This window comes from Herbidospora sakaeratensis, from assembly GCF_001570525.1.
Taxonomy (GTDB): Bacteria; Actinomycetota; Actinomycetes; order Streptosporangiales; family Streptosporangiaceae; genus Herbidospora; species Herbidospora sakaeratensis.
The window spans coordinates 206,981-227,089 of the sequence record NZ_BBXC01000007.1; the positions used below are offsets into that span (position 1 = coordinate 206,981).

At 71.2% G+C, this 20,109-nt stretch carries 13 protein-coding genes; 5 read left to right on the forward strand and 8 right to left on the reverse strand.

What is annotated here, in order from left to right; translation table 11 throughout:
- Positions 1-4 precede the first annotated feature (4 nt).
- From AW271_RS01045 to AW271_RS01065, 5 genes are all read right to left on the reverse strand, one after another.
- A complete protein-coding gene (locus AW271_RS01045; protein ID WP_062330401.1) occupies positions 5-406 on the reverse strand; it encodes a hypothetical protein in 402 nt (133 codons plus the stop codon).
- A 266-nt stretch (positions 407-672) separates the two neighbouring features.
- On the reverse strand, positions 673-1,029 hold the full coding sequence (locus tag AW271_RS01050; RefSeq protein ID WP_062330403.1) for a VOC family protein: 357 nt from the start codon (positions 1,027-1,029) through the stop codon (positions 673-675).
- Positions 1,030-1,251: 222 nt separating this feature from the next.
- The gene (locus AW271_RS01055) at positions 1,252-1,449 is read right to left on the reverse strand and encodes a hypothetical protein (protein ID WP_062330405.1); all 198 of its coding nucleotides are present in this window, start codon (positions 1,447-1,449) and stop codon (positions 1,252-1,254) included.
- Between the two features lie 160 nt (positions 1,450-1,609).
- The gene (locus tag AW271_RS01060) at positions 1,610-2,062 is read right to left on the reverse strand and encodes a GNAT family N-acetyltransferase (protein WP_062330407.1); all 453 of its coding nucleotides are present in this window, start codon (positions 2,060-2,062) and stop codon (positions 1,610-1,612) included.
- Complete coding sequence (locus AW271_RS01065) at positions 2,062-3,429, reverse strand: MFS transporter (protein ID WP_062330410.1); 1,368 nt, start codon at positions 3,427-3,429, stop codon at positions 2,062-2,064. The genes AW271_RS01060 and AW271_RS01065 overlap by 1 nt, the downstream gene beginning before the upstream one ends.
- Positions 3,430-3,542: 113 nt before the next feature.
- Here AW271_RS01065 and AW271_RS01070 point away from each other — a divergent pair, with 113 nt between their 5' ends.
- The 3 genes from AW271_RS01070 (at position 3,543) to AW271_RS01080 (ending at position 9,217) form a co-directional block, all read left to right on the forward strand.
- Positions 3,543-4,106, forward strand: a complete 564-nt coding sequence (locus AW271_RS01070) for a TetR/AcrR family transcriptional regulator (protein WP_157553846.1) — start codon at positions 3,543-3,545, stop codon at positions 4,104-4,106.
- Positions 4,107-5,196: 1,090 nt separating this feature from the next.
- On the forward strand, positions 5,197-5,736 hold the full coding sequence (locus AW271_RS01075) for an RICIN domain-containing protein (RefSeq protein WP_062330415.1): 540 nt from the start codon (positions 5,197-5,199) through the stop codon (positions 5,734-5,736).
- A gap of 331 nt (positions 5,737-6,067) precedes the next feature.
- Positions 6,068-9,217 (forward strand): FG-GAP-like repeat-containing protein, encoded by a 3,150-nt coding sequence (locus tag AW271_RS01080; RefSeq protein WP_157553847.1) that lies wholly within the window; start codon positions 6,068-6,070, stop codon positions 9,215-9,217.
- Between the two features lie 46 nt (positions 9,218-9,263).
- Here the strand turns inward: AW271_RS01080 and AW271_RS01085 are convergent, their stop codons facing one another.
- Complete coding sequence (locus AW271_RS01085; RefSeq protein WP_275935745.1) at positions 9,264-12,419, reverse strand: GH92 family glycosyl hydrolase; 3,156 nt, start codon at positions 12,417-12,419, stop codon at positions 9,264-9,266.
- A gap of 284 nt (positions 12,420-12,703) precedes the next feature.
- On the opposite strand from AW271_RS01085, the gene AW271_RS01090 reads away from it, so the two are divergent.
- Positions 12,704-14,101 (forward strand): acyl-CoA carboxylase subunit beta, encoded by a 1,398-nt coding sequence (locus tag AW271_RS01090; RefSeq protein WP_245652884.1) that lies wholly within the window; start codon positions 12,704-12,706, stop codon positions 14,099-14,101.
- Between the two features lie 10 nt (positions 14,102-14,111).
- Here the strand turns inward: AW271_RS01090 and AW271_RS01095 are convergent, their stop codons facing one another.
- Both AW271_RS01095 and AW271_RS01100 read right to left on the reverse strand, forming a co-directional pair.
- A complete protein-coding gene (locus AW271_RS01095) occupies positions 14,112-16,805 on the reverse strand; it encodes an AAA family ATPase (protein WP_062330424.1) in 2,694 nt (897 codons plus the stop codon).
- 15 nt (positions 16,806-16,820) lie between these two features.
- Positions 16,821-18,542, reverse strand: coding sequence for a 2-isopropylmalate synthase (locus AW271_RS01100; protein WP_062330426.1), 1,722 nt, complete (start codon positions 18,540-18,542; stop codon positions 16,821-16,823).
- Between the two features lie 315 nt (positions 18,543-18,857).
- Between AW271_RS01100 and AW271_RS01105 the strand changes: the two genes are divergently transcribed.
- The gene (locus tag AW271_RS01105; RefSeq protein WP_063817815.1) at positions 18,858-19,811 is read left to right on the forward strand and encodes a UbiA family prenyltransferase; all 954 of its coding nucleotides are present in this window, start codon (positions 18,858-18,860) and stop codon (positions 19,809-19,811) included.
- The last annotated feature ends 298 nt before the right edge of the window (positions 19,812-20,109 follow it).

Consider the following 20,109-nt stretch of genomic DNA (forward strand, 5'->3'; position numbering starts at 1 on the left):
CGGCTCACCGGCACTGGGGATTGTCCGTCGAAACCGCCGCGAACCTGACCGGAAAGACGAAACCCAGCTGCGCCTTGACGACGAAGCAGCCGCCCATCGCGGCCGCCTCGGAAAGCCGGCTCCTGGCCTTGTTGTACGGCAGCAGCAGCGCCCCCGCGCAGGCGACCGCGACGAGCTTGTTGGGGATGCGCATGCAGATGATGTTGGACGTCGGGCCGGCCAGCCAGTCGGACCGGTCGGCGGCCCTCTTCATGGCGGCCGTCGTCCGGGTGGAGAAGTAGAACGTGCAGCTGAGGTCGGCGCACGAGGCCCGCTGGTGCGCCGACGACGCGCTCGCCGGTACGGAGGCGGTCGTGGTGAGCAGCGCGGCTGCGATGAGGATCGGGGCGAGGGGGCGAATGCGCATGGGGTGCTCCGGCAGGTGAGGATGTGGTGTCACGCCACCGTGCGATCCCCGCCGGCCGTCCGGCCAGGAGGGCCGGACGCACTGGTCCCCCAAATCACCTTCTCCGCCAGGTCAGGCCCGCCGTCCGCAGGCGCCGGATGTCCGGCGGCACCGGACACCCCGGCTGGTTCCCCGCAGCGGGGGTGGGGCGCCGGCCGGGGAATCGAGAGGTCGTTGTCCGCCAGGCTTCCCAGCCGCAGGGCGGTCGCCGCCTTCTGCGGTCGGCGTCATGAGAGGGACTGTCCGAGCCGCACCCGGATGCCCGACGGGTCGAGCACCAGCGACACCCGCTCGCCCCACGGTTGGTCGACCGGCTCCTCCACCACCGTGAACCCCCGTTCCGCCAGGTCGGCGGTGCTCGCGTCGACGTCGTCGACGTAGAACCAGAGCAGCACGGGACCGGGGGCGGGTGCCGGGCCGGGGGTCACCCCCAGGCCCAGGGCGGCCTCGCCCAGCCGAAGGGTCACGTAGGCGGCGTCGCCCTCGGGCGGGAACCGGTAGTCGATCACGCCGCCCAGGCCGTCGCGGTAGAAGGACAGGGCCTGGTCGAGGTCGACGACCTCGATGATGGGGAATCCGTCCATGAGCCGATGCTATGTGCGTGGTCTTTCCGAGGTCCCGCGATCACAGGGCATCTCCACTGTGGTCGATCAGAACGGCACGCCTTGCGCGTCCCGCCGCGTCGGCCGGCCACCGGCCCTCTCCCGTGAGGCCGGTCGCTCAGATCTCGCAGTTCTCTTCGGTCTCGCCGGTGCAGGTGTCGGTGTCGGCGCCGCCGTCGGTCGTGTCGTTGCCCCCACGGCCGTTCAGGAAGTCGTCGCCGGAGCGCCGCCGGCGCCCTCGGCGAGAGTGATCAGGTCGGACCCGGTCGTGCCGGTGACCGACATGCTGCCCAGGCTCACGGTCACGGTGATCGGTGAGGCCGCGTGGGCGGGAGCGGACAGGGACGCCGTGCCGGCTAAACCGGCGACGGTGAGGGCGAGGGCGGTGATGTGACGACGCATGTCGGTTGTCCTTCGGATCGGTGGTTCCGGCCCGGTCGGGCCGGTGACCCAAGGAAAGCGGCCCCATCCCCCTTGGGTCTGCGGCGAATTGCGCGTCCACAACCGGCTCAAGTACCTTCACGGACGGCGGCCGATCACCGCTGCCGATCTTCTCTGGACGTCATCGCGGTTGCCAGCGGCAGATCTGTTTGGTGACGAGTCGTGCGCCGATGCGCTCGTAGAACCGTCGCGCCGCGACGTTGCCCTCGGCCACCTCCCACCGGATGACCTTGCCCTTCGCCGCGTCGGCCACCGCACGCATCAGTCGTTCTCCGACGCCGCCGCCGCGTTCGGCCTCGGCGACGAACAGGTCGTCCAGGGCGAAGTACTCCTCGCCGGACCAGAAGCTCGTGCGCTCCAGCCAGGAGACGTACCCGACGGCCCGGCCCGCACGTTCGGCGATCAGATAGGCGATCTCCGGTCGGGCGAGCATGCGCTCGAGGTCGGGAACGCCGACGGTGACGGCGTCGCCTTGGTTCTGGTGTACGGCCAGAGCCAGGATCAGCCCGTGCACGACGGCGGCGTCATCGACTTCCGCACGGCGGATCGTGACGGCGGTGGTGCCTGCTCTCATCACGAGAAAGTGTCCCTCCTGTTGTGATCTGGGCGCGGGCCGGGCAGCCGGGACGACGGAACGATGAGCAGGGCCAGCACCGCCGACAGGGCGGCCGTGCCGGCGGCGACCATGAAGGCCTGGGAGAAGCCGGCGTCGGTGCTTCCCGCGATGCTCGCGGCGGCGATGCTGGACACCACCGCGACGCCGAGCGCGGCGCCGAACTCGTGGAAGGTGCTCAGCAGACCGGAGGCCACTCCGGCTTCGTGCTGGGCGACCTGCGCGAGGGCTGTCGTCGAGGACGCGACGAAGGCGGCGCCGATGCCCGCCGCGCCGGCGCTGACCCCGAGGATCACCGGCGCCGGCCCCTGGAGGAACGCCGGGACCGCGATGCCGGCCGCGGCGACCAGCATGCTCGCGACGGCGATCGGGCGGGCGCCGACGCCGCCGACGAGCCGTCCGGCGACCTGGGCGCCGATGATCGTGGCCACCGCCACCGGCAGGAACGCCAACCCCGTCGCCAGGGCGCCGAAGTCCTGGTGATGCTGCAGGTAGAAGGAGCCGAGGAAGAAGACCGAGATCATCAACGCGGTGGCGACCATGATGAGGAAGATGCCGAAGACGACCGGACGCCTGCTGAGGATCCGCAGATCCATCAGAGGTGAACGGCTGGTGCGCTGGACGACGACGAAGACGGCGTACAGGACGATCGCCCCGGCCAGCAGGCCGAGGCTGGGTGCCGACGCCCAGCCCCGGTCGCCGGCGTCGATCAGCGCGTAGATCGCGGCGCCGGTGCCGGCCGTGACCAGCAGCGCTCCGGGAATGTCCAGGCGCGCGCCCGGACCGGCCGCGAGTCCGGCGGGCAGGCTCCGGGTGAGCGCGACGAGGACGACCACGCCGATCGGGACGTTGACGTAGAAGACCCACTGCCATCCCGGCCCGCCGGTCAGCACACCACCGAGGAGGACACCGACCGCCGAGCCGCCACCGCCGAGCGCCGACCAGACGCCCAGCGCCTTGTTGAGCTCCTCGCCCTGGAACGTGCGCGTCACCACCGACAGGGCGGCGGGTGACAGCAACGCGGCGCCGAGCCCCTGGGCGATCCGCCCGCCGATGAGCATCGGCGCGTGCTGCGCCAGGCCGGTGACCAGCGACGCGGCCGTGAAGAGTAACAGCCCGGCCAGCACCACCCGCCGCGCGCCGACGAGGTCGGCCAGCCTGCCGCCGAGCAGCATGAACCCGCCGAACATCAGCGTGTACGCGCTCACCACCCACGTCAGCGTGTCGCGGGCGAGACCCAGATCCTCCCCGATGTGCGGCAACGCGATCGCCACCACGGTGACGTCGAGGATGAGCATGAACTGCGCGACCCCCAGCAGGGCCAGCATGCGCCATCGTCCTTCCACCACGAGCGCATCTCCTAACTTGAACACATTTGTACGAGTTGCTGCCCGGTAGGCTAACTCGTACAGATGTGTACGACAAGAAGGAGACGCCGGCCGTGAAACGAGCGGACGCGCAGCGCAGCATCGCCGCGATCCTGCAAGCGGCGGTCGACGCGCTGAGCCGGGACCCCGACGCCAGCGTCAGTGAGATCGCCAAGGTCGCGGGGGTCGGACGCGTCACCGTCTACGGGCACTTCCCCAACCGGGCCGACCTGGTCGACGCCGCCCTCGCCCACGCCATCGAACAAGCTCACCCCGGTCTCGACGACGTCGACCTCACGGGCGACCCCGGCGCCGCCCTCACCCGGCTGATCGAGTCGAGCTGGCAACTGGTCGACCGGTCGAGGTCGCTGCTGATCGCCGCGCAGAACGTGCTGCCGCCCAGCCGCATCCTCGACCTGCACGCGGGACCGGCCGAGCGCGTCAGGAAGCTCGTCGAGCGCGGCCGCGACGAGGGGGTCTTCCGGACCGACCTGCCGACCGAATGGCTGGTCGGCGTGATGCACAGCGTCATGCATCACGCGGCCGACGAACTCAACGCGGGACGCCTGGCCGCCGACCAGGCGGCGACGTACATCGCGGCCACCGTGCTCGCGGCGTTCCGCCCGCTCGCCGGGTGAACCCGCACCCGGGACGCCTGGCCACCGACCAGGCGGCGACGTACGTCGCGGCCACCGTGCTCGCGGCGTTCCGTCCGCTCGCCGGGTGAACCCGCCCCCGGGGCGACGGCGGTCGGTCAGCCGCGTGCCGTCGAAGGGTGAGCCACCTCGGGACCTTTTCCATAGCCTCGGTCACTGGCGGAGACCACTCCGTCATGGACGACGGCAAGATTCACGGCCGCACTCTGAGCCGTCTCGTCGACGTCACTGCCGAGCGGTTCCCGGTCATCGCCGCTCCCGTCGACGCCAGGGCCGGCCGAACATGTGGTGGTCAAGCGAAAGGGCCTGCCGCTGACCTGTGGGCCCGCCCCGGGACTGGCGAATCAGGCGCGAGAGACCCTTCGGCCGCGTGCAACGAGGACTCGACCCAGCCGGTATCACTCGGTGAAGACATGCCACCACCCATCGGCGGAGCGGACGCGTGACTCCTGATCGATCTTGACGCGGCGCGGCTTTCGCCCGGAAGAAGTCCCGCTCATCTTGTGAACGTGCAGAAAGCGGAAGGACCGCGATCGTTCATCTGGTCGACTGATTCTTCTTCTTGGGTATGAACAAAATTCGGGTGCGAGAGCGTGGCGTATACACCTCACTCGATGTGAGGGGCGTTGATGTCATTAAGCGATGGCGATCTCGATTTTGGGCGTTTGTCGAGTTTGACGCCGCGTCGCAGCACTTTCTTTCCACCGCCTGTCGCCGTTTGGTGAGGCGATCCGCAGGTGGAAGCCGTCGTCCGACCGCGGGTTGCGTCTGGTGATTGTTCTCACACTTTCCGGGAAGGTGATGAGAATCTCATCCGCGGGAGTGATTCTCAGGTTGACAGGGCCGGAGCTTCCGGTTCGTGTCGACAAACGTCTCTTAATATGCCGGAAACATGATCACCGAGTGCGCGCGCAGGATGACTCGCCGCCGTTTGCGCCTTTACCGTCATCCCGATAAGAGGGATTGTTCACCCGTCATACACCACGCGGTTCTGCGCCCCTACTTGTATGCGCGTTTAGGGATTCCACGGCGCCCGAACGAAGGTGCCTCCCTAGAGGACGGCGAGGACAAGATGTTCGACAACACTGTCAACCCCGCACCGGTCCGGCGGCGTACGGCCGCCATGACGGCGGTCGCGGCGCTGGCCGTGAGCCTCACGGTGACCGCGCCCGCTGAGGCGGCGGACTACGTCGGCACGGCCAACCTGCGCAACATCGAGACCGGGCTGTGCCTGGACAGCGACTTCAACGGCGCCGTCTACGCGAGGGGGTGCAGCGCCCGTAACACCAACGACCACCAGCTCTGGCAGCCGATCCTGCTCATCCGCGGCAACGGCGTTCCCGGGTCCAACCTGCAGTACGACCTCGTGGCGCTGAAGAACAAGGCCACGAAACGCTGCCTCGCGCTCACCGGCTCGAACACCCTCCGGACGACCCTCGACTGCGAGGAGGACGCCCAGGAATGGTCGGCGCAGGGCTTGGGCTGGAACGACGTCCTGTTCTGGAAGTGGTCGGGGTCGACCCGTTACGCCGTCGACGGCAACCGCAGCGGCTCCGTCTACGCGCACCCGTGGAACGGCGGGCGCTACCAGCGGTGGAACTTCGACGCGTAGGCCCCCGCAGGTGAGAGCCGCGGTCGCCGACCGGCACGGGAGTGCGGCCGCACCGGGTTGTCTCCTGTTCCATCCCATCGCACTTCCGGAACGCGCCCCTGATCAGCGGGCATCAACCGCGAAGTGAGGCCCGGACAGACCTGAGAGCGTGCCGGGTTCCGGCTTCGCCGGCCGGTGGATCGTACGTGCGTCTCCCCATCCGCCGCCGGCGAGGCCTGCAGTCTTCGATGACCTCCGACCACATCATGGAGCTCCGACTCTCGTGACAATTCCTTACTTATCCCTCCGTCGACGGCGGCGGTCCGAGGTGTTCGGCCGGAAGCGCAGGGTCGTGATCGCCCTGCTCGTCATCCTGACCCTGGTCCTGCGGCCCGGTCTGGAGCCGCTGGCCCACGCCGCGACCACCCAGGTCACCTTCACCGTCGCGTTGCCCGCCGGCTTCGACCGGGCCGAGACACAGGCTTATGTGTCGGAGCTGAACGGGCGCAACGATCTGCTCAGCGACACGATCAGGCAGGAGCTCACCCGTCATCCGATGCAGGGCGCGCCGAATCGGAACTGGGGCGACTTCGACGGTCAGCTGACCGTGACGGGCACGGGGATCTCCCTGACGATCGAATCCGACCAGGTGCGCGCCAACGGCTCCTGGTGGTCGGACGCGCTCATCGCCCTGGCGGCGCTCGCCGCCGGGCTGGTGATCCGGGCCGGGTGCATGCTGGCCATGAACAGCACGGGCGTCGGGCTGGTCATCTCCAAACCGGCCTGCGCCGGGCTCGCGGCCGCCCTGGGCACCTTCTTCATGCAGGCCATCTGGATGTACCGCGACAACGCGCTGGGCGACAAGGACAGGTGGAGGAGGGCCGCCTGCCTGGCGGCGGCGGCGGCCATCGCCGCCGCGGCGTGGGAGGCCGGGATCGCCGACTACGTGAACGCCCGGACCCTGGGTCAGTTCGGCGCCGACGTCAAGGCGGTGTTCGACTCGGCCGCGGCGGCGATCCGGGGCTGGTGGGCCTCGCTCGCGACGGCGATGATGGACGCCGGCGCCTGGATCTCAAGCCAGATGGGCGCGCTCGGCAGGGGCATCCAGGACGCCGCCATGGACCTCGGCCGCTACCGTCCGTCGAACCTGCGGGTGATGCCGCTCGGCGACTCGATCACCGTGGGCTACGGCGGGATCGGCGACAGCACCGAGAAGTACGTCGGCTACCGGCGCGAGCTGCTGGCCCGGCTCCAGGCGGCGGGCCACTCGGTGGACTTCGTCGGCACCCAGGACTCGGGCGCGGGCACCATCTCCGACACCGACCACGAAGGCCACGGCGGCTGGCGCATCGACCAGATCGACGACATCGCCGAATGCACCGTGCGCCGCCACCGGCCCAACGTCGTCCTGCTGCACATCGGGACCAACGACATGAACCGGAACTTCGACGTCGGGAACGCCCACCATCGGCTCGCCGCCCTGATCCGCAAGATCACCAACGCCGCTCCCGAGACGACGGTGCTGGTCAGCGGGCTCGTGCCGTCGCAGGACGACGCCATCAACGGGCGCATCGCGGCGTACAACTCCCGGATCCCGGACCTGGCCAGGACGCTCGCCGGGGAAGGGCGGCGCGTGCGGTCGCTCACCATGGGCGCCGTCACCGAGGCCGACCTGAGAGACAAGCTGCACCCCGGCCAGGGCGGCTACGACACGATGGGCAGGGTCTTCAACACCGCGATCATCGGGGCGATCCGCGACCGCGTCATCACCGGCCCGGCCGCCGGGAACCCGTCGGCGTGCGAGATGCCGCGGCCCGTGAGCCCGTCGCAGGGCTGGCACGCCGTCGAACAGATCTCGGCGGGTTACGGCTACCCCCGCGACTGGGTGCGGTTCGCCGACATGGACGGCGACGACCGGGACGACTACCTGATCGTCCAGGACCTGGGGCAGGTGCGGGGCTGGCTGAACGGCGGCGACGGCCGGAGCTGGACCTGGCGCGGCGAACTGAACGCCGGCTACGGCTACCCGCGCGACTGGGTGCGGTTCGCCGACATGGACGGCGACAACCGGGACGACTACGTGATCCTCCAGGATCTCGGAGAGGTCCGGGCCTGGCTGAACAACGGCGTCGGGCAGAGCTGGACGTGGAAGGGCGAACTCGCGGGCTACGGCTATCCCCGTGACTGGGTGCGCCTGGAGGACGTCAACGGCGACGGCCTCGACGACTACGTCGTCATCCAGGATCGCGGCGAGCTCCGCGCCTGGCTCAACAACGGCCCGGGCAAGCCCTTCACGTGGCAGGGCGAGATCAACCCGGGCTACGGCTACCCGCGTGACTGGGTGCGCCTGGAGGACGTCAATGCCGACAGGAAGGTCGACTACCTGGTCGTCCAGAACAACGGGCAGGTCCGCGCCTGGCTCAACGACCTGGGCGGCCAAGGATGGATCTGGCAGGGCCAGATCATCGGCGACGTCGGCGTCGACCGGAACAACGTGAGACTGGCCGACGTCAACGGCGACCGGAAGACCGACTACCTCGGGATCGGCCCCCTGGGCCAGATCGGCGCCTGGTTCAACGACCGCTATCCCGGCGGCCCCACCCCCGGCAACCCGGCGCCGGTCGACCCCGGCCCCCCGCCCGCCAGCCCTTCGGAGGGCTGGAACCACGTCACCCAGATCTCCGCCGGCTACGCCTATCCGCGTGACTGGGTGCGCCTGGCCGACATGGACGGCGACCACCGGGACGACTACCTGATCCTGCAGGACCTGGGACAACTCCGGGGCTGGCGGAACGACGGCGACGGCCAGAGCTATACCTGGCAGGGCGAGCTCAACCCGGGCTACGGCTACCCGCGTGACTGGGTGCGCCTGGCCGACATGGACGGCGACGACCGGGACGACTACGTCGTCCTCCAGGACCTGGGCCAGTTGAGGGCCTGGCTGAACGACGGCGACGGCACAAGCTGGACGTGGCAGGGCGAGCTCAACCCGGGCTACGGCTATCCCCGCGACTGGGTGCGCCTGGAGGATGTCAACGGCGACGGCCTCGACGACTACCTGATCCTCCAGGACGAGGGCGAACTCCGCGCCTGGCTCAACAACGGCCCGGGCCGGGGCTGGACGTGGAAGGGCGAGATCAACCCCGGCTACGGCTACCCGCGTGACTGGGTGCGCCTGGAGGACGTGAACGGCGACCGCAAGGTCGACTACCTCGTGGTCCAGGACGACGGCCAGGTCCGCGCCTGGCTCAACGACCTGGGCGGCCGGGGATGGATCTGGCAGGGGCAGGTCATCGGCGACGTCGGCGTCGACCGGGACAACGTGCGGCTCCACGACGTGGACGGCGACCGGAAGGTCGACTACCTCGGGATCGGCCCGCTGGGTCAGCTCGGCGCCTGGTTCAACGTCCGTTACCCCGGCACCCCGGACAACCCTCCGGCCCCGGCCCCCGTCCCGCCCGACGAGTGGCCGCCGCTCTGCGTGGCCAACCGCTGCCCGTGACGTGAAAAAGGGCGCCCCGCTGCCCGCGGGGCGCCCTATCGGTGGGTTACCGGAACGCCCAGGTGAAGATGTGCAGGGTTCCGTCGTCCGACGGGCCGAACGTGAGGCTCTTCAGCTTCTTCGCCGGGTTCAGCGTGATCGGCTGCGCCGCGAACACGTGCGCCGGGATCGGCTGCATCGCCCACGAGCCGCCGTACAGCCGGTAGGGGCTGGAGGCGATGATCTCGTTGCCGTACTGGGGTGAGCCGCCGCCGAAGTCGAGCAGCCAGTCGCTCAGGCCGAGTTTCGCGGTGGTCGTGGTGCCGTCGGTGTAGGTGATCGTCACGTCCGACTCGGGGTAGCCGCCGGTGCCGCTGCCGAGGAAGGCGATCTTGGTGGCGCCGGTGGGGGCGGTGACGTCCAGGGGTTTGGGGCCGGGCTGGATGTCGTCCCATTCGCCGGGGGTGCGGTTCGGCCAGGTGAAGGTGAAGCCGTTCCAGGAGACCGTCGCCCCCGGGGTGAGGCCGGCCGCGGCGAGCGCCTGGGCGGAGTAGCTGAAGTTCGCGCCGTCGACGTTGGCGCTGCCGGGCTTGGTGTCGTCGCCGATGCTGGCGTTGTTGTGGTGCCAGGCGGGGGTGCCGGGCCTGGCCACGTTCAGCCGGATGCCCGCGAAGACCTGGCCGGAGCCGATGATCGGGATGCTGATCGTGCCGAGCGGGGTGCCGGCGGGCACGGTCACCGTGACGCGCTGGGAGGCGGCTGCTCCCGCGGCGGGACTGAGGGTGCCGCTGATCGGGGCGACCGAGATGCCCGGCGGGGGCTTGGCCTCCCACCGCACCGACGCGGCCGACCTGCCGGTCGAGCGGGCGGTGATCGTGGTCTCGAAGGTCCGGCCCGGCTCGGCCGGGCCGCTGCCGGGGTTCAGGCCCAGCAGGACCGGCTTGGCGCCGTCGTTGAAGGCGGGGGGCGCGTCGGCGAGGGCCGAGCCGAACGTGGTGTTCGGCACGGTCGAGGTGGTGAAGTCGAGCCGGCCGCCACGCTGCGCGATCGACTCCGGCACCCACGCCTTCGTGGTGGCCACGCCGTTGACCTTCAGGGTCTTGACGTACCGGTTGGCGGAGGAGGGCGCGTTGACGACCAGGTCGCCGGCCGGGCGCCTGATCGTGATCGAGTCGAACAGCGGCGTGTTGACCAGCAGTTCGGCCCTGCCGGGGATGGCCGGGAACAGGCCGATCGCCGACCAGACGTACCAGGAGCCCATCGCGCCGAGGTCGTCGTTGCCGACCAGGCCGTCGGGGGCCGAGGAGAACAGCTCCTTCTGGATGCGCCGGACCAGGTCCTGGGTCTTGTACGGCTGACCCGCCCACGCGTACAACCACGGCGTGGCGGCCGACGGCTCGTTGCCGAGGTAGGCGTACGGCTGGTTCGGGCCCGCGTTGAGGACCTTGAAGAACGTGTCCAGGCGCGCGGCCGCCGCCGTGTTGCCGCCCATCGAGTCGAACAGGCCGCGCACGTTGTGCGGCACCAGCCAGTGGTACTGCGCGCCGTTGCCCTCGATGTAGGAGTTCATCGTGCCCGGGTCGAACGGCGAGCGGAACGCGCCGTCGGCCATCTTCGGCTGGATCCAGGTGTTGGCCGGGTTGAAGGTGGCCTGCCAGGCCTGGGCGCGCTTCATGAACTCGGCCGCCAGCGTGGTGTCGCCCAGGCGGGCGGCCAGCTGGGCGATGCCGAAGTCGGCGATGCCGTATTCGAGGGTGGTCGACACGTCCATGGGGACGTGGCCCTTGGCCATGAAGTCGGTGTTGCCGGGGCGCTGGTCGTAGCCGAGCTGCGGGTGGCCGATGTCCTTGGGGCCCGCTCTCCGGGCCGATTCGGCCATCGCCTTCAGGGCGGAGGCGGCGTCGAAGCCGCGGGCGCCGAAGGCGTACACGCTGGCGAGGATCGAGTGGAACGGGTCGCCGACCATGACGCCGGTGATCGCGTTCTGGTGGGACCAGCGGTCCCAGACGTTGCCGACCGACTGCGCGTTGTCGTACATGGACTGGGCGATGTCGCCGGCCACGTCGGGGGCGAGCAGGGCGAGGAGCTGGACCTCGCTGCGGTAGATGTCCCATCCGGAGAACGTCGCGTAGTGGTGCCGTCCCGGCGCGACCTTGTACGTCTGGCCGTTCATGCCCGTGTAGGAGCCGTCGACGTCCTCGAAGACGTAGGGCTGGAGCAGCGCGTGGTAGAGGTTGCTGTAGAAGGTGCGCTGCTGCTCGATGGTGCCGCCGGTGACCCTGACCTGGCCGAGCCGGGTGTTCCAGGCGGCCCGCGCCTTGGCGGCGACCTGCTCGACGCCGTCCTGGCCGATCTCGGCGGCCAGGTTGGCCTTCGCGCCGGCCAGGCTCACGTACGACAGGCCCACCCGCATCTGGACGGGTTTCGCCGGGTCGAACTCCAGGTAGGCGCCCGAGCCGGGGCCGCTCACCGAGACGTCGCCCGGGGTGACGACCTCGGCGTTGGCGACCTTCGCCTCCGAGGCGTTGCGCACGGTCGCGCCTCCCGGCGTGACGGCGCCGTCCTTCCAGGTGCCGTAGCCGACGATCGGCTGGTCGAAGGTGGCGTGGAAGTAGACCTTGTAGCGCATCGGCGGGCCGCAGAAGCCGCCCGTCTGCACCCAGCCGGTGACCGTGTCGCCGCTGATCCTCGTCTCGCCGTCGTCCACGCCGTTGACCGAGCCGCTGGTGTTCAGCAGCAGCGTGCCGGGCTTGCCGGCCGGGAAGCCGAAGCGGGCCACGCCGCCGCGGGTGCTCGCCGACAACTCGGTCTTGACGCCCGTGTCGAGGACCGAGCTGTAGAAGCCGGGCGCGGCCCTCTCGTTCTCGTGCCTGAACGTCTGGACGTAGTCGGAGCCGTGGGTCGCGGGCGAGCGGCCGATCCGGCCGGAGATCGGGATCACGGGGAAGTCCTGCGCGCCGGTGCACCCGGGGCCGGAGATGTGGGTCATCGAGAAACCACGCAGGCGGTTGTCCTCCCACGCGTAGCCGCCGCCGGCGTTCTCCATCGTGTCGGGGCTCCACTGCATCATGCCGAACGGCACGACCGCGCCGGGGAAGTTCATCCCCGCGCCGCCGCCGTGCCCGAAGTCGGCGGCGCCCGCCTTGGTGCCGAGGAACGGGTTGACCAGTGCGGCCATATCGCTGACCGGGGTCGGCACGGTGTCCGCCGCGGTGTCCGCCACCGCACCCACCGGCAAGGCCATCGCCGCCAGAAGCGCGGCGACCGTCGGTGCTGACCATATGGACAAAGGGCCCTCCATTATTCAGGTGATCACAAAGAGGAAACGGGGCTGTGAGGTGACGGGTCAATTGGCAGAAGTGGCGGTAACAAGTTGCCAACAGGCGTCTTCGCAGGTCACCGGCTTGTCTGGCCAGGGCGGCGGAGAATAGGGGTTGGCCGCCGGAGGAATGGCTGGGCACATTCGGCGAAACACTCTGAGGGAATCGGGATTCGCGGATGACCACCATGCCGATCGTCGAAATCGAAATGGATCACCGGGCTCCTGCGGCCCGGCTCGCCCGGCTGCTCGACCCCGGTTCGGCGGTGCCGCTGCACGCCGACGACGACTCGGGCGTCCAGGCCGTGTGCGGTCGGGTGGACGGTTCGGTGGTCGTCGCCTACTGCACCGACGCCACCCGGATGGGCGGCGCGCTCGGGGGAGCGGGCGCGGAGCGCATCGTCGAGGCCATCGGCGCGGCCGAACGGCTCGCCTGCCCGGTGATCGGGTTGTGGCACTCGGGCGGCGCGCGCCTGGCCGACGGCGTCGAGTCGATGCACGGCGTGGGCCGGATGTTCGCGGCGATGACCCGGGTGTCCGGGGTGATCCCGCAGATCTCGGTCGTGCTGGGTCCCGCCGCGGGAGCCGCCGCGTACGGCCCCGCGCTCACCGACATCGTGATCATGACCGAGGACGCGCGGATCTTCATCACCGGCCCCGAGATCGTGCGCAGCGTCACGGGGGAGCGCATCGACATGGCCGGGCTCGGCGGTCCCGAGTCGCACGGCCCCAAGTCGGGGGTGGCGCACCTGGTCGCGGGCGACGCGGACGAGGCGTACGCGCAGGCCCGCCGGCTCGCGGGCGTCTTCGCCCGGCCCGGGAGCTTCGATCTCGGCGCGCTCGCCGAGAGCCGCGACCTGGCCGCGCTCCTGCCCGGCTCGCCGCGCCGCGCCTACGACGTCCGGCCGCTCGTGCGCGCCATCGTGGACGAGGGGTTCCTGGAGTTGCAGCCGCGCTGGGCCGCCAACATCCTCGTCGGCCTCGGCCGGTTGGGCGGGCGTTCGGTGGGCGTGCTGGCCAACAACCCGATCCGCAAGGGCGGGTGCCTCGACACGCTCTCCGCCGAGAAGGCGTCCCGGTTCGTGCGGATGTGCGACGCGCTCGGCGTGCCGCTGGTGGTGCTGGTCGACGTGCCCGGCTACCTGCCCGGGGTCGCCCAGGAGTGGGACGGCGTGGTCCGGCGCGGCGCCAAGCTGCTGCACGCCTTCGCCGAATCGGTGGTGCCCCGGGTGACCCTGATCACCCGCAAGTCGTACGGCGGCGCGTACATCGCGATGAACTCCCGCTCCCTCGGCGCAAGCGCGGTCTTCGCGTGGCCCGGCGCGGAGGTCGCGGTCATGGGCGCCGAGTCGGCCGTCGGCGTGCTGCACCGCAAGGCGCTGGCCGCCGCGCCCGAGGACGAGCGCGCGGCCCTGAAGGCGCGGCTCACCCAGGAGCACCAGCGTGTCTCCGGCGGCGTCGACCGGGCGCTCGCGCTCGGCGTCGTCGACGAGGTCATCGCGCCCGGCGCCACCCGGTTCCGCCTCGCCGAGGCCCTGGACCGGGCCCCGCAGAGGCGCGGGCGGCACGGCAACATCCCGCTGTGAGCCGGCCGGGTCAGCCGATGCGCGCGAGCGTGGCCGGCAACTCCGTGCGGCGGGACACGTTCAGCTTGCGGAAGACGCGGGTCAGGTGCTGCTCGACCGTGCTGACGGTGATGTACAGCCGGGTGGCGATCTCCACGTTCGTGTGACCCTCGGCGGCCAGCTGCGCCACGCGGTGTTCGGCCTCGCTGAGCTGCGCGGGCGTGGCGGACGCCGGATCGTCGCGGTGGGCCAGGACCCGGGTGAGCGGCTCGGCGTGGCACTCCCTGGCCATGGCGCGGGCGCGCTGCCGGAGCATCCCGGCCCTGCGGTGCTCGCCGACGGCGTGGTAGGTCTCGGTGAGGTCGCACAGCAGGCGGGCGTACTCGAAGCGGTCGCCGCCCTCCTGGAGCGGGTCGGCGGCCTGGCGCAGGATCGCCGGGCGGCGGCTGACCTCGCTGAGGGCGGCCAGCAGGCGCAACGCCGAACCGCGGACCCGCTGGGATCGGGGTCCGCAGCGCGAGAGCTGCTCGGTCACCAGCCGCCTGGCCTCGTCTTCGTCGCCCAGCGCGATCAGGGCCTCGGCGGCGTCCAGCCGCCAGGCGATGAAGCCGGGGGCGTCCAGGTCCCAGCGCGTCATCAGCTCGCCGCACGACCGGAAGTCCCGCAGGGCCTGGGCGGGACGGCCGGCCGCCAGGTTGAGACGGCCCTTGCCCCGCAGGTAGTGCAGGCCGTACCGGGTCTCCAGCATCGCCTCGGGGACGGGCAGGCTGACCTCCGGCAGGCAGTCGTCCAGCCGGCCCATCGCGGCGCCGGCCAGCAGCAGGGTGCCGAGCGGCCCGCCCACGGCCACCCCCCAGCTCCCGGCCGGGATGATCGCCAGGGCGCGCCGCGCGTCGGCGGCCGCCGCGGCCAGATCGCCCTCCCGGAGGCGGATCTCGGCCCGGATGGCGGACAGCCGGGCCTGCCGGCTGGGCGCACGCCGGGCCTCGGCCTCGGCGACGAACGCGTCGCACCAGGGGGCGGCGCGCCCGGGGCGGTCGGTGTAGGTCAGGGCCAGCAGCGCCGTCTCCACCGTGTCCATGGTCACCTCGTCGAGGCGGCAGCCGCGCAGGATGTGCTCGGCGGCGGCCACGGTCTCGTCGCCGGGGCCGTCGGTGAGGACGTCGGCGAGTACGTCGGCGGCCTGGATCCGGCGGCCGACGCCGAGGGCCGGGACGGGCGGCACGCCGACCTCCGGCAGGTGCGGCAGGAACGCCGGGTAGAGGGTGCGGAACCACGGGCGGGCGGCGGCGAGCTCGGCGGCGGTCTCCCGGTCGGGTTCGCCGAGTTCGCGCAGCTCGCCCAGGCGGCCCAGGACGTCGAGGGCGTCCTGGGTGTGGCCGTGCCAGAGCAGCGCCTTGGCCAGGACGACGGTCTCCCCGCCGCCGAGGTGGCCCTTGTGCAGGGCGTCGGTCAGCCCGGCCAGGTGGCCGGCCGGCGTGCCGGGGTCGATCCGCCATTCGGCCCGGACCAGCGCGGTGCCGATCCTGGCCCGGCGGCGCTCGTCGTCGCAGGCGCGCCAGGCCAGCCGGAGGTACTCGATCGCCGACTCCACGCCGTCGTCGCGGAGCGCGAGCCGGGCCGCCTCCTCCAGGGCCGACAGCGCCCACGGGTCGCCCGCGTGGCCGGCCTGGGCGAGGTGGCCGGCCACGACGTCGGCCGGCGCGCCGTCGCGGTGGGCCAGTTCGGCGGCGCGGCGGTGCAGGTGGATGCGGTCGGCGGCGTCGAGTTCGGCCAGCACGGCCGCGCGGGCCGCCTCGTGCCGGAACCGGCCGCCGCCGTCGAGCAGCCCGGCCCCGGCCATCGCCTGGAGCGACTTGGCGACGACGGCCTCGCTCTCGCCGAGGCCGAGCAGGCGGCCGATCGAGCCGGGCTCGCCCAGCACCGCCAGGCCGTGGGCCGCCTCCTGGGCGCACGGCCCCAGCCTGCGCACGCACGCCAGCACCGCCTCGCCGTAGCGGTCGCCGGGGGCGCCGCCCGCCTGGAGGTCCTCCAGCAGGGCGTCGACGAGCAGCCGGTTGCCGCCGCTCAGCGTGTGCACGAGTTCGCCGAAGCGGCAGGCGGCGTCCGCGCCGAGCCGGGCGTCGACGCCCTCGCGCGACAGGTGGGTGAGGCGGACCGGACGGCAGTGCGGCTGCCGGAGCACCTCGGTGTGGAAGAGGGTGCGCAGGTGGGGGCTGTGGTCGGGGGTGCTGAACACCAGCAGGACGCCGGCGAACCTGATCCGCCTGGCCAGGTAGGCCAGGCACAACTGGGAGGCGCGGTCGGCGTGGTGCACGTCGTCGACCGTGATCACCAGCGGGCAGCGCCCGGCCAGGTCCAGCAGGACGGCGCAGAGGGCGTCCACGATCTGCGCGTCCACGTGCTCGATCGACTCGCCGCCCGCCAGCTGCCTGCGGGCGCCCTCGCCGAGCAGGCCGAGCATGGCGGCCCGCTGCTCGTCCGGCAGCGGCGCGTGGTGCAGCAGCTGGGACAACACGCCCAGCGGCAGGCCGCTCTCGGCCGGCGAACCGGTGGCCGTCAGGGGCAGCGCGCCCCGGTCGAGGGCGTGCTCGGCGATCAGGTAGAGCAGCTCGCTCTTGCCGGTCGCCACCGCGCCGGTGACCATCACGATCCGGCCCTTGCCCGCGACCGCCTCGGTCAGTGACGCCCGCAGCGTCGCCAGGCCCTCGTGTGCGTCGTCCACCGTCGTTCCCCCTTGTCAGTGCCCGGCGGCGGCCAGGTGGGCGTCCAGATGGCCGTCTCTGGCGAGCCGGTCGGTGGCCGCGCGCACGGCGGAGAAGGCCGCCGCCGCGACGTCCCTGTCGATGCCCGCGCCCCAGGCGACCGCCCCGCCGCTGCGGCACTCGGCGTAGACGACGGTCTCGCCGCCGGACCTGACCGACTGGTCGGGGGTGAGGTCGTCGTGGTCGAGCGGCCGCGCGGTGCGGTGCACGACGTCGACCCGGATGCCCCACGGGCTCAGCACCGAGCCGAGGGTAGTGACCGCGTCGGCCTGGTCGCCGCCGACCTCGAACCCGCCGTCGACGTGCAGGGTCGCCGCGAGCGGCTCGCGGCCCACCGGGAGCGGGCCGGTCGGCTCGCCGTGGTGGAGGTACTCCTCGGAGAACAGCGCGCCGATGCGGTTCGGGCTCAATTCGCCGCCGGCCGCGTCGGCGTGCCCCTGCACCCGGGCCGACAGGTCGGCCTGCAGGCCGCGCGGCAGGTTCAGGCCGTGCCAGGCGCTCATCACGTACGCCACGCCGCCCTTGCCGGACTGGCCGTTCACCCGGACCACCGCCTCGTAGGTGCGGCCGACGTCCTTGGGGTCCACCGGCAGGTAGGGCACCTGCCACGGCAGCGCGTCGGGGGTCGTCCCCGTCTCGGCGGCCTGCCGGACCCGGGCGTCGAAGCCCTTCTTGATGGCGTCCTGGTGCGACCCGGAGAACGCGGTGTAGACGAGGTCGCCGCCGTAGGGGTGGCGGGGGTGGACCGGCAGGCCGGTGCACCGCTCGACCGTGCGCCGGACCGTGTTGATCTCCGAGAAGTCGACGCCGGGGTCGACGCCGTGGCTGTACATGTTCATCGCGAGGGTGACCAGGCAGACGTTGCCGGCGCGTTCGCCGTTGCCGAACAGGCAGCCCTCGATCCGTTCGGCGCCGGCCAGCAGGGCCAGCTCGGCCGAGGCGACCGCGGTGCCCCGGTCGTTGTGGGGGTGCACCGACAGGCAGACGTGCTCGCGCCGGGACAGGTTGCGGTGCAGCCACTCGATCTGGTCGGCGAAGACGTTCGGGAGCGAGCGCTCGACCGTCGTCGGGAAGTTCAGGATGATGCCGCGCCCGCGTTCGGGCTGCCAGACCCGCATGACGGCCTCGCACACCTCCAGGGCGAAGTCGGCCTCGGTCTCGTTGAACAACTCGGGGGAGTACTGGTAGGCCAGGTCGCAGCCGGGCAGCACGCGCTCGGCGTGGCGCATCATCGTCCGGGTGCCCCGCACGGCCAGGTCGCGCACGCCCGCCCGGTCGAGGTTGAACACGGTGCGGCGGAACAGGGGGGACGTCGCGTTGTAGATGTGCACGACCGCGCGGCGCGCGCCCTTCAGCGACTCCACGGTGCGCCGGATCTGGTCGTCACGGGCCTGGGTGAGCACGGTGATCGAGACGTCGTCGGGGATCCGGTCGCGTTCGATGAGCATGCGGACGAAGTCGTAATCGCTCCGGCTGGCCACCGGGAAACCGATCTCGATCTCCTTGTAGCCGATTCCCACGAGCAGGTCGAACATCAGGAGTTTCCGCTCGGGCGTCATCGGATCGGCGAGCGACTGATTGCCGTCGCGCAGGTCGGTGGAGAGCCACCGCGGCGCTGTGCTTATGCGGTTTCCCGGCCATGTGCGATCGCTCAGAACAAGGGGGGTGAAGCCGGAATAACGCTCGGCACCCTTCATCGTCGAATTTCCCTTCCTGTGTGACTCCCGGCGGATGGATCGGGTGCGGATGGTCTGACCTGTGCGAACCCGGCGGCGCGCACGAGCTTGATATCCGGCATGGGGTTGCCTAAGGTGAACTCGTTGAAAGTTGTACGATCCCTATTGCGCTGGCCTCAAGCTAATAGGGGCCGCCGCGACCCGGCAAGAAGGGGTGTCGGCAGTTCGGGGAGATTAGCCCTGAGTGGTAAGGGGGGTATCCAAAGTTGTATTCCCGTCTGCAACTCTCGGATTAGCCCCCTTAACCGGGCCGCGATTCCGGCCAACAATCCGGTCATGGCGAGCACCTGGGTATCGGGCCGGGCGTCCGGACCCTCCACCCTCCGACGCGCGACGAGAGCGCTGCGATTCTGCGCGATAGAGGCCCGGCCGGCCGTCCTGGCCGTGTCGATGTTGCGATTCCTGACGGGGGCGACGCTGGCACTGCCGGTCGCCGCCGCTCCCGACCCGGCGAAGGTGCTGCAGGGCGCCGTCGCCTGGGTGTTGTCGATCTTCGCGATCTATGTGGCCAACGGCGTCTCGGACGTCCACGAGGACCGGGTCAACGGGTCGCGCCGGCCGATCGCCCGCAACGACCTCGACCCGCGCACGGCGACCGCCGTGGCCGCGCTCAGCGCGGCCCTGTCGCTGGTGGCGACCGCCGGGCTGCCCGCCGCGATGACCTGGGTCGTCGCGGCCAACCTGGTCCTCGGCTACCTGTATTCGGGTGCGCCGTTCCACCTGAAGCGGCGCTCCGGCGGGGCCGTCGCGGTGCTCTGCGGGTCGGGGCTGCTGGCCTACTGGGGCGGGTTCACCGTGGTGGTCAACGGGGCCGACGGGGCCCCGCCGCTCAGCCTGATCCTGTTCGCGACGGCCGCGACCTGCTGGATGACGTTCGTCGGCATCCCGGCCAAGGACCTGTCGGACATCGAGGGGGACGCCGCCGCCGGCCGGCGCACCATCGCGGTGATCTGGGGCGCGCGTACGGCCACGAACGTCATGTCGGCCGCCGCGCTGCTCCTGGCGGGGTCATTCTGGGCGGTCAGCGCGGCGCTCTCGGCTCCGTTCGCCGAGGCCGCCCCGGCCCTGTTCGCCGGAGCGGTGGCGGTCACCCTCGCGGGCCGCACCGCGGACGCCCGCGCCGCCCGGCAACGGAGGCGCAGACCTTACCGCGCCTTCATGGCGACGCAATACGTGGTTCACATTACTGTTCTGTCCTCTAATATTGGGAAGGATATGTTGCTTTTGTGACGTAAGTGAGGGATTGTAGGCTCTCGCGCGTCCCAAATCGAGAGGGACTTCGTTGGGTGCTGATTTCGGGGCGGAGAGCGATCCGGCAAGATTCGTGGATGCGTGCCGGGCCGAAATCCTCGCGGAATTCGAGTCGGAGCTGCACGCCACCGGCAACGCGCTCTCCACCGATCCGAACGCGGTTCGACAGGCTCTTATGACCGCCCAGTACGTTCTCGACGACGTAGCCGCGACACTGCGCTGCGGAAAAGTGCAGGTCAGCGAACTCTATAAGTTTCACGCCTGGGAAGTCGGCACC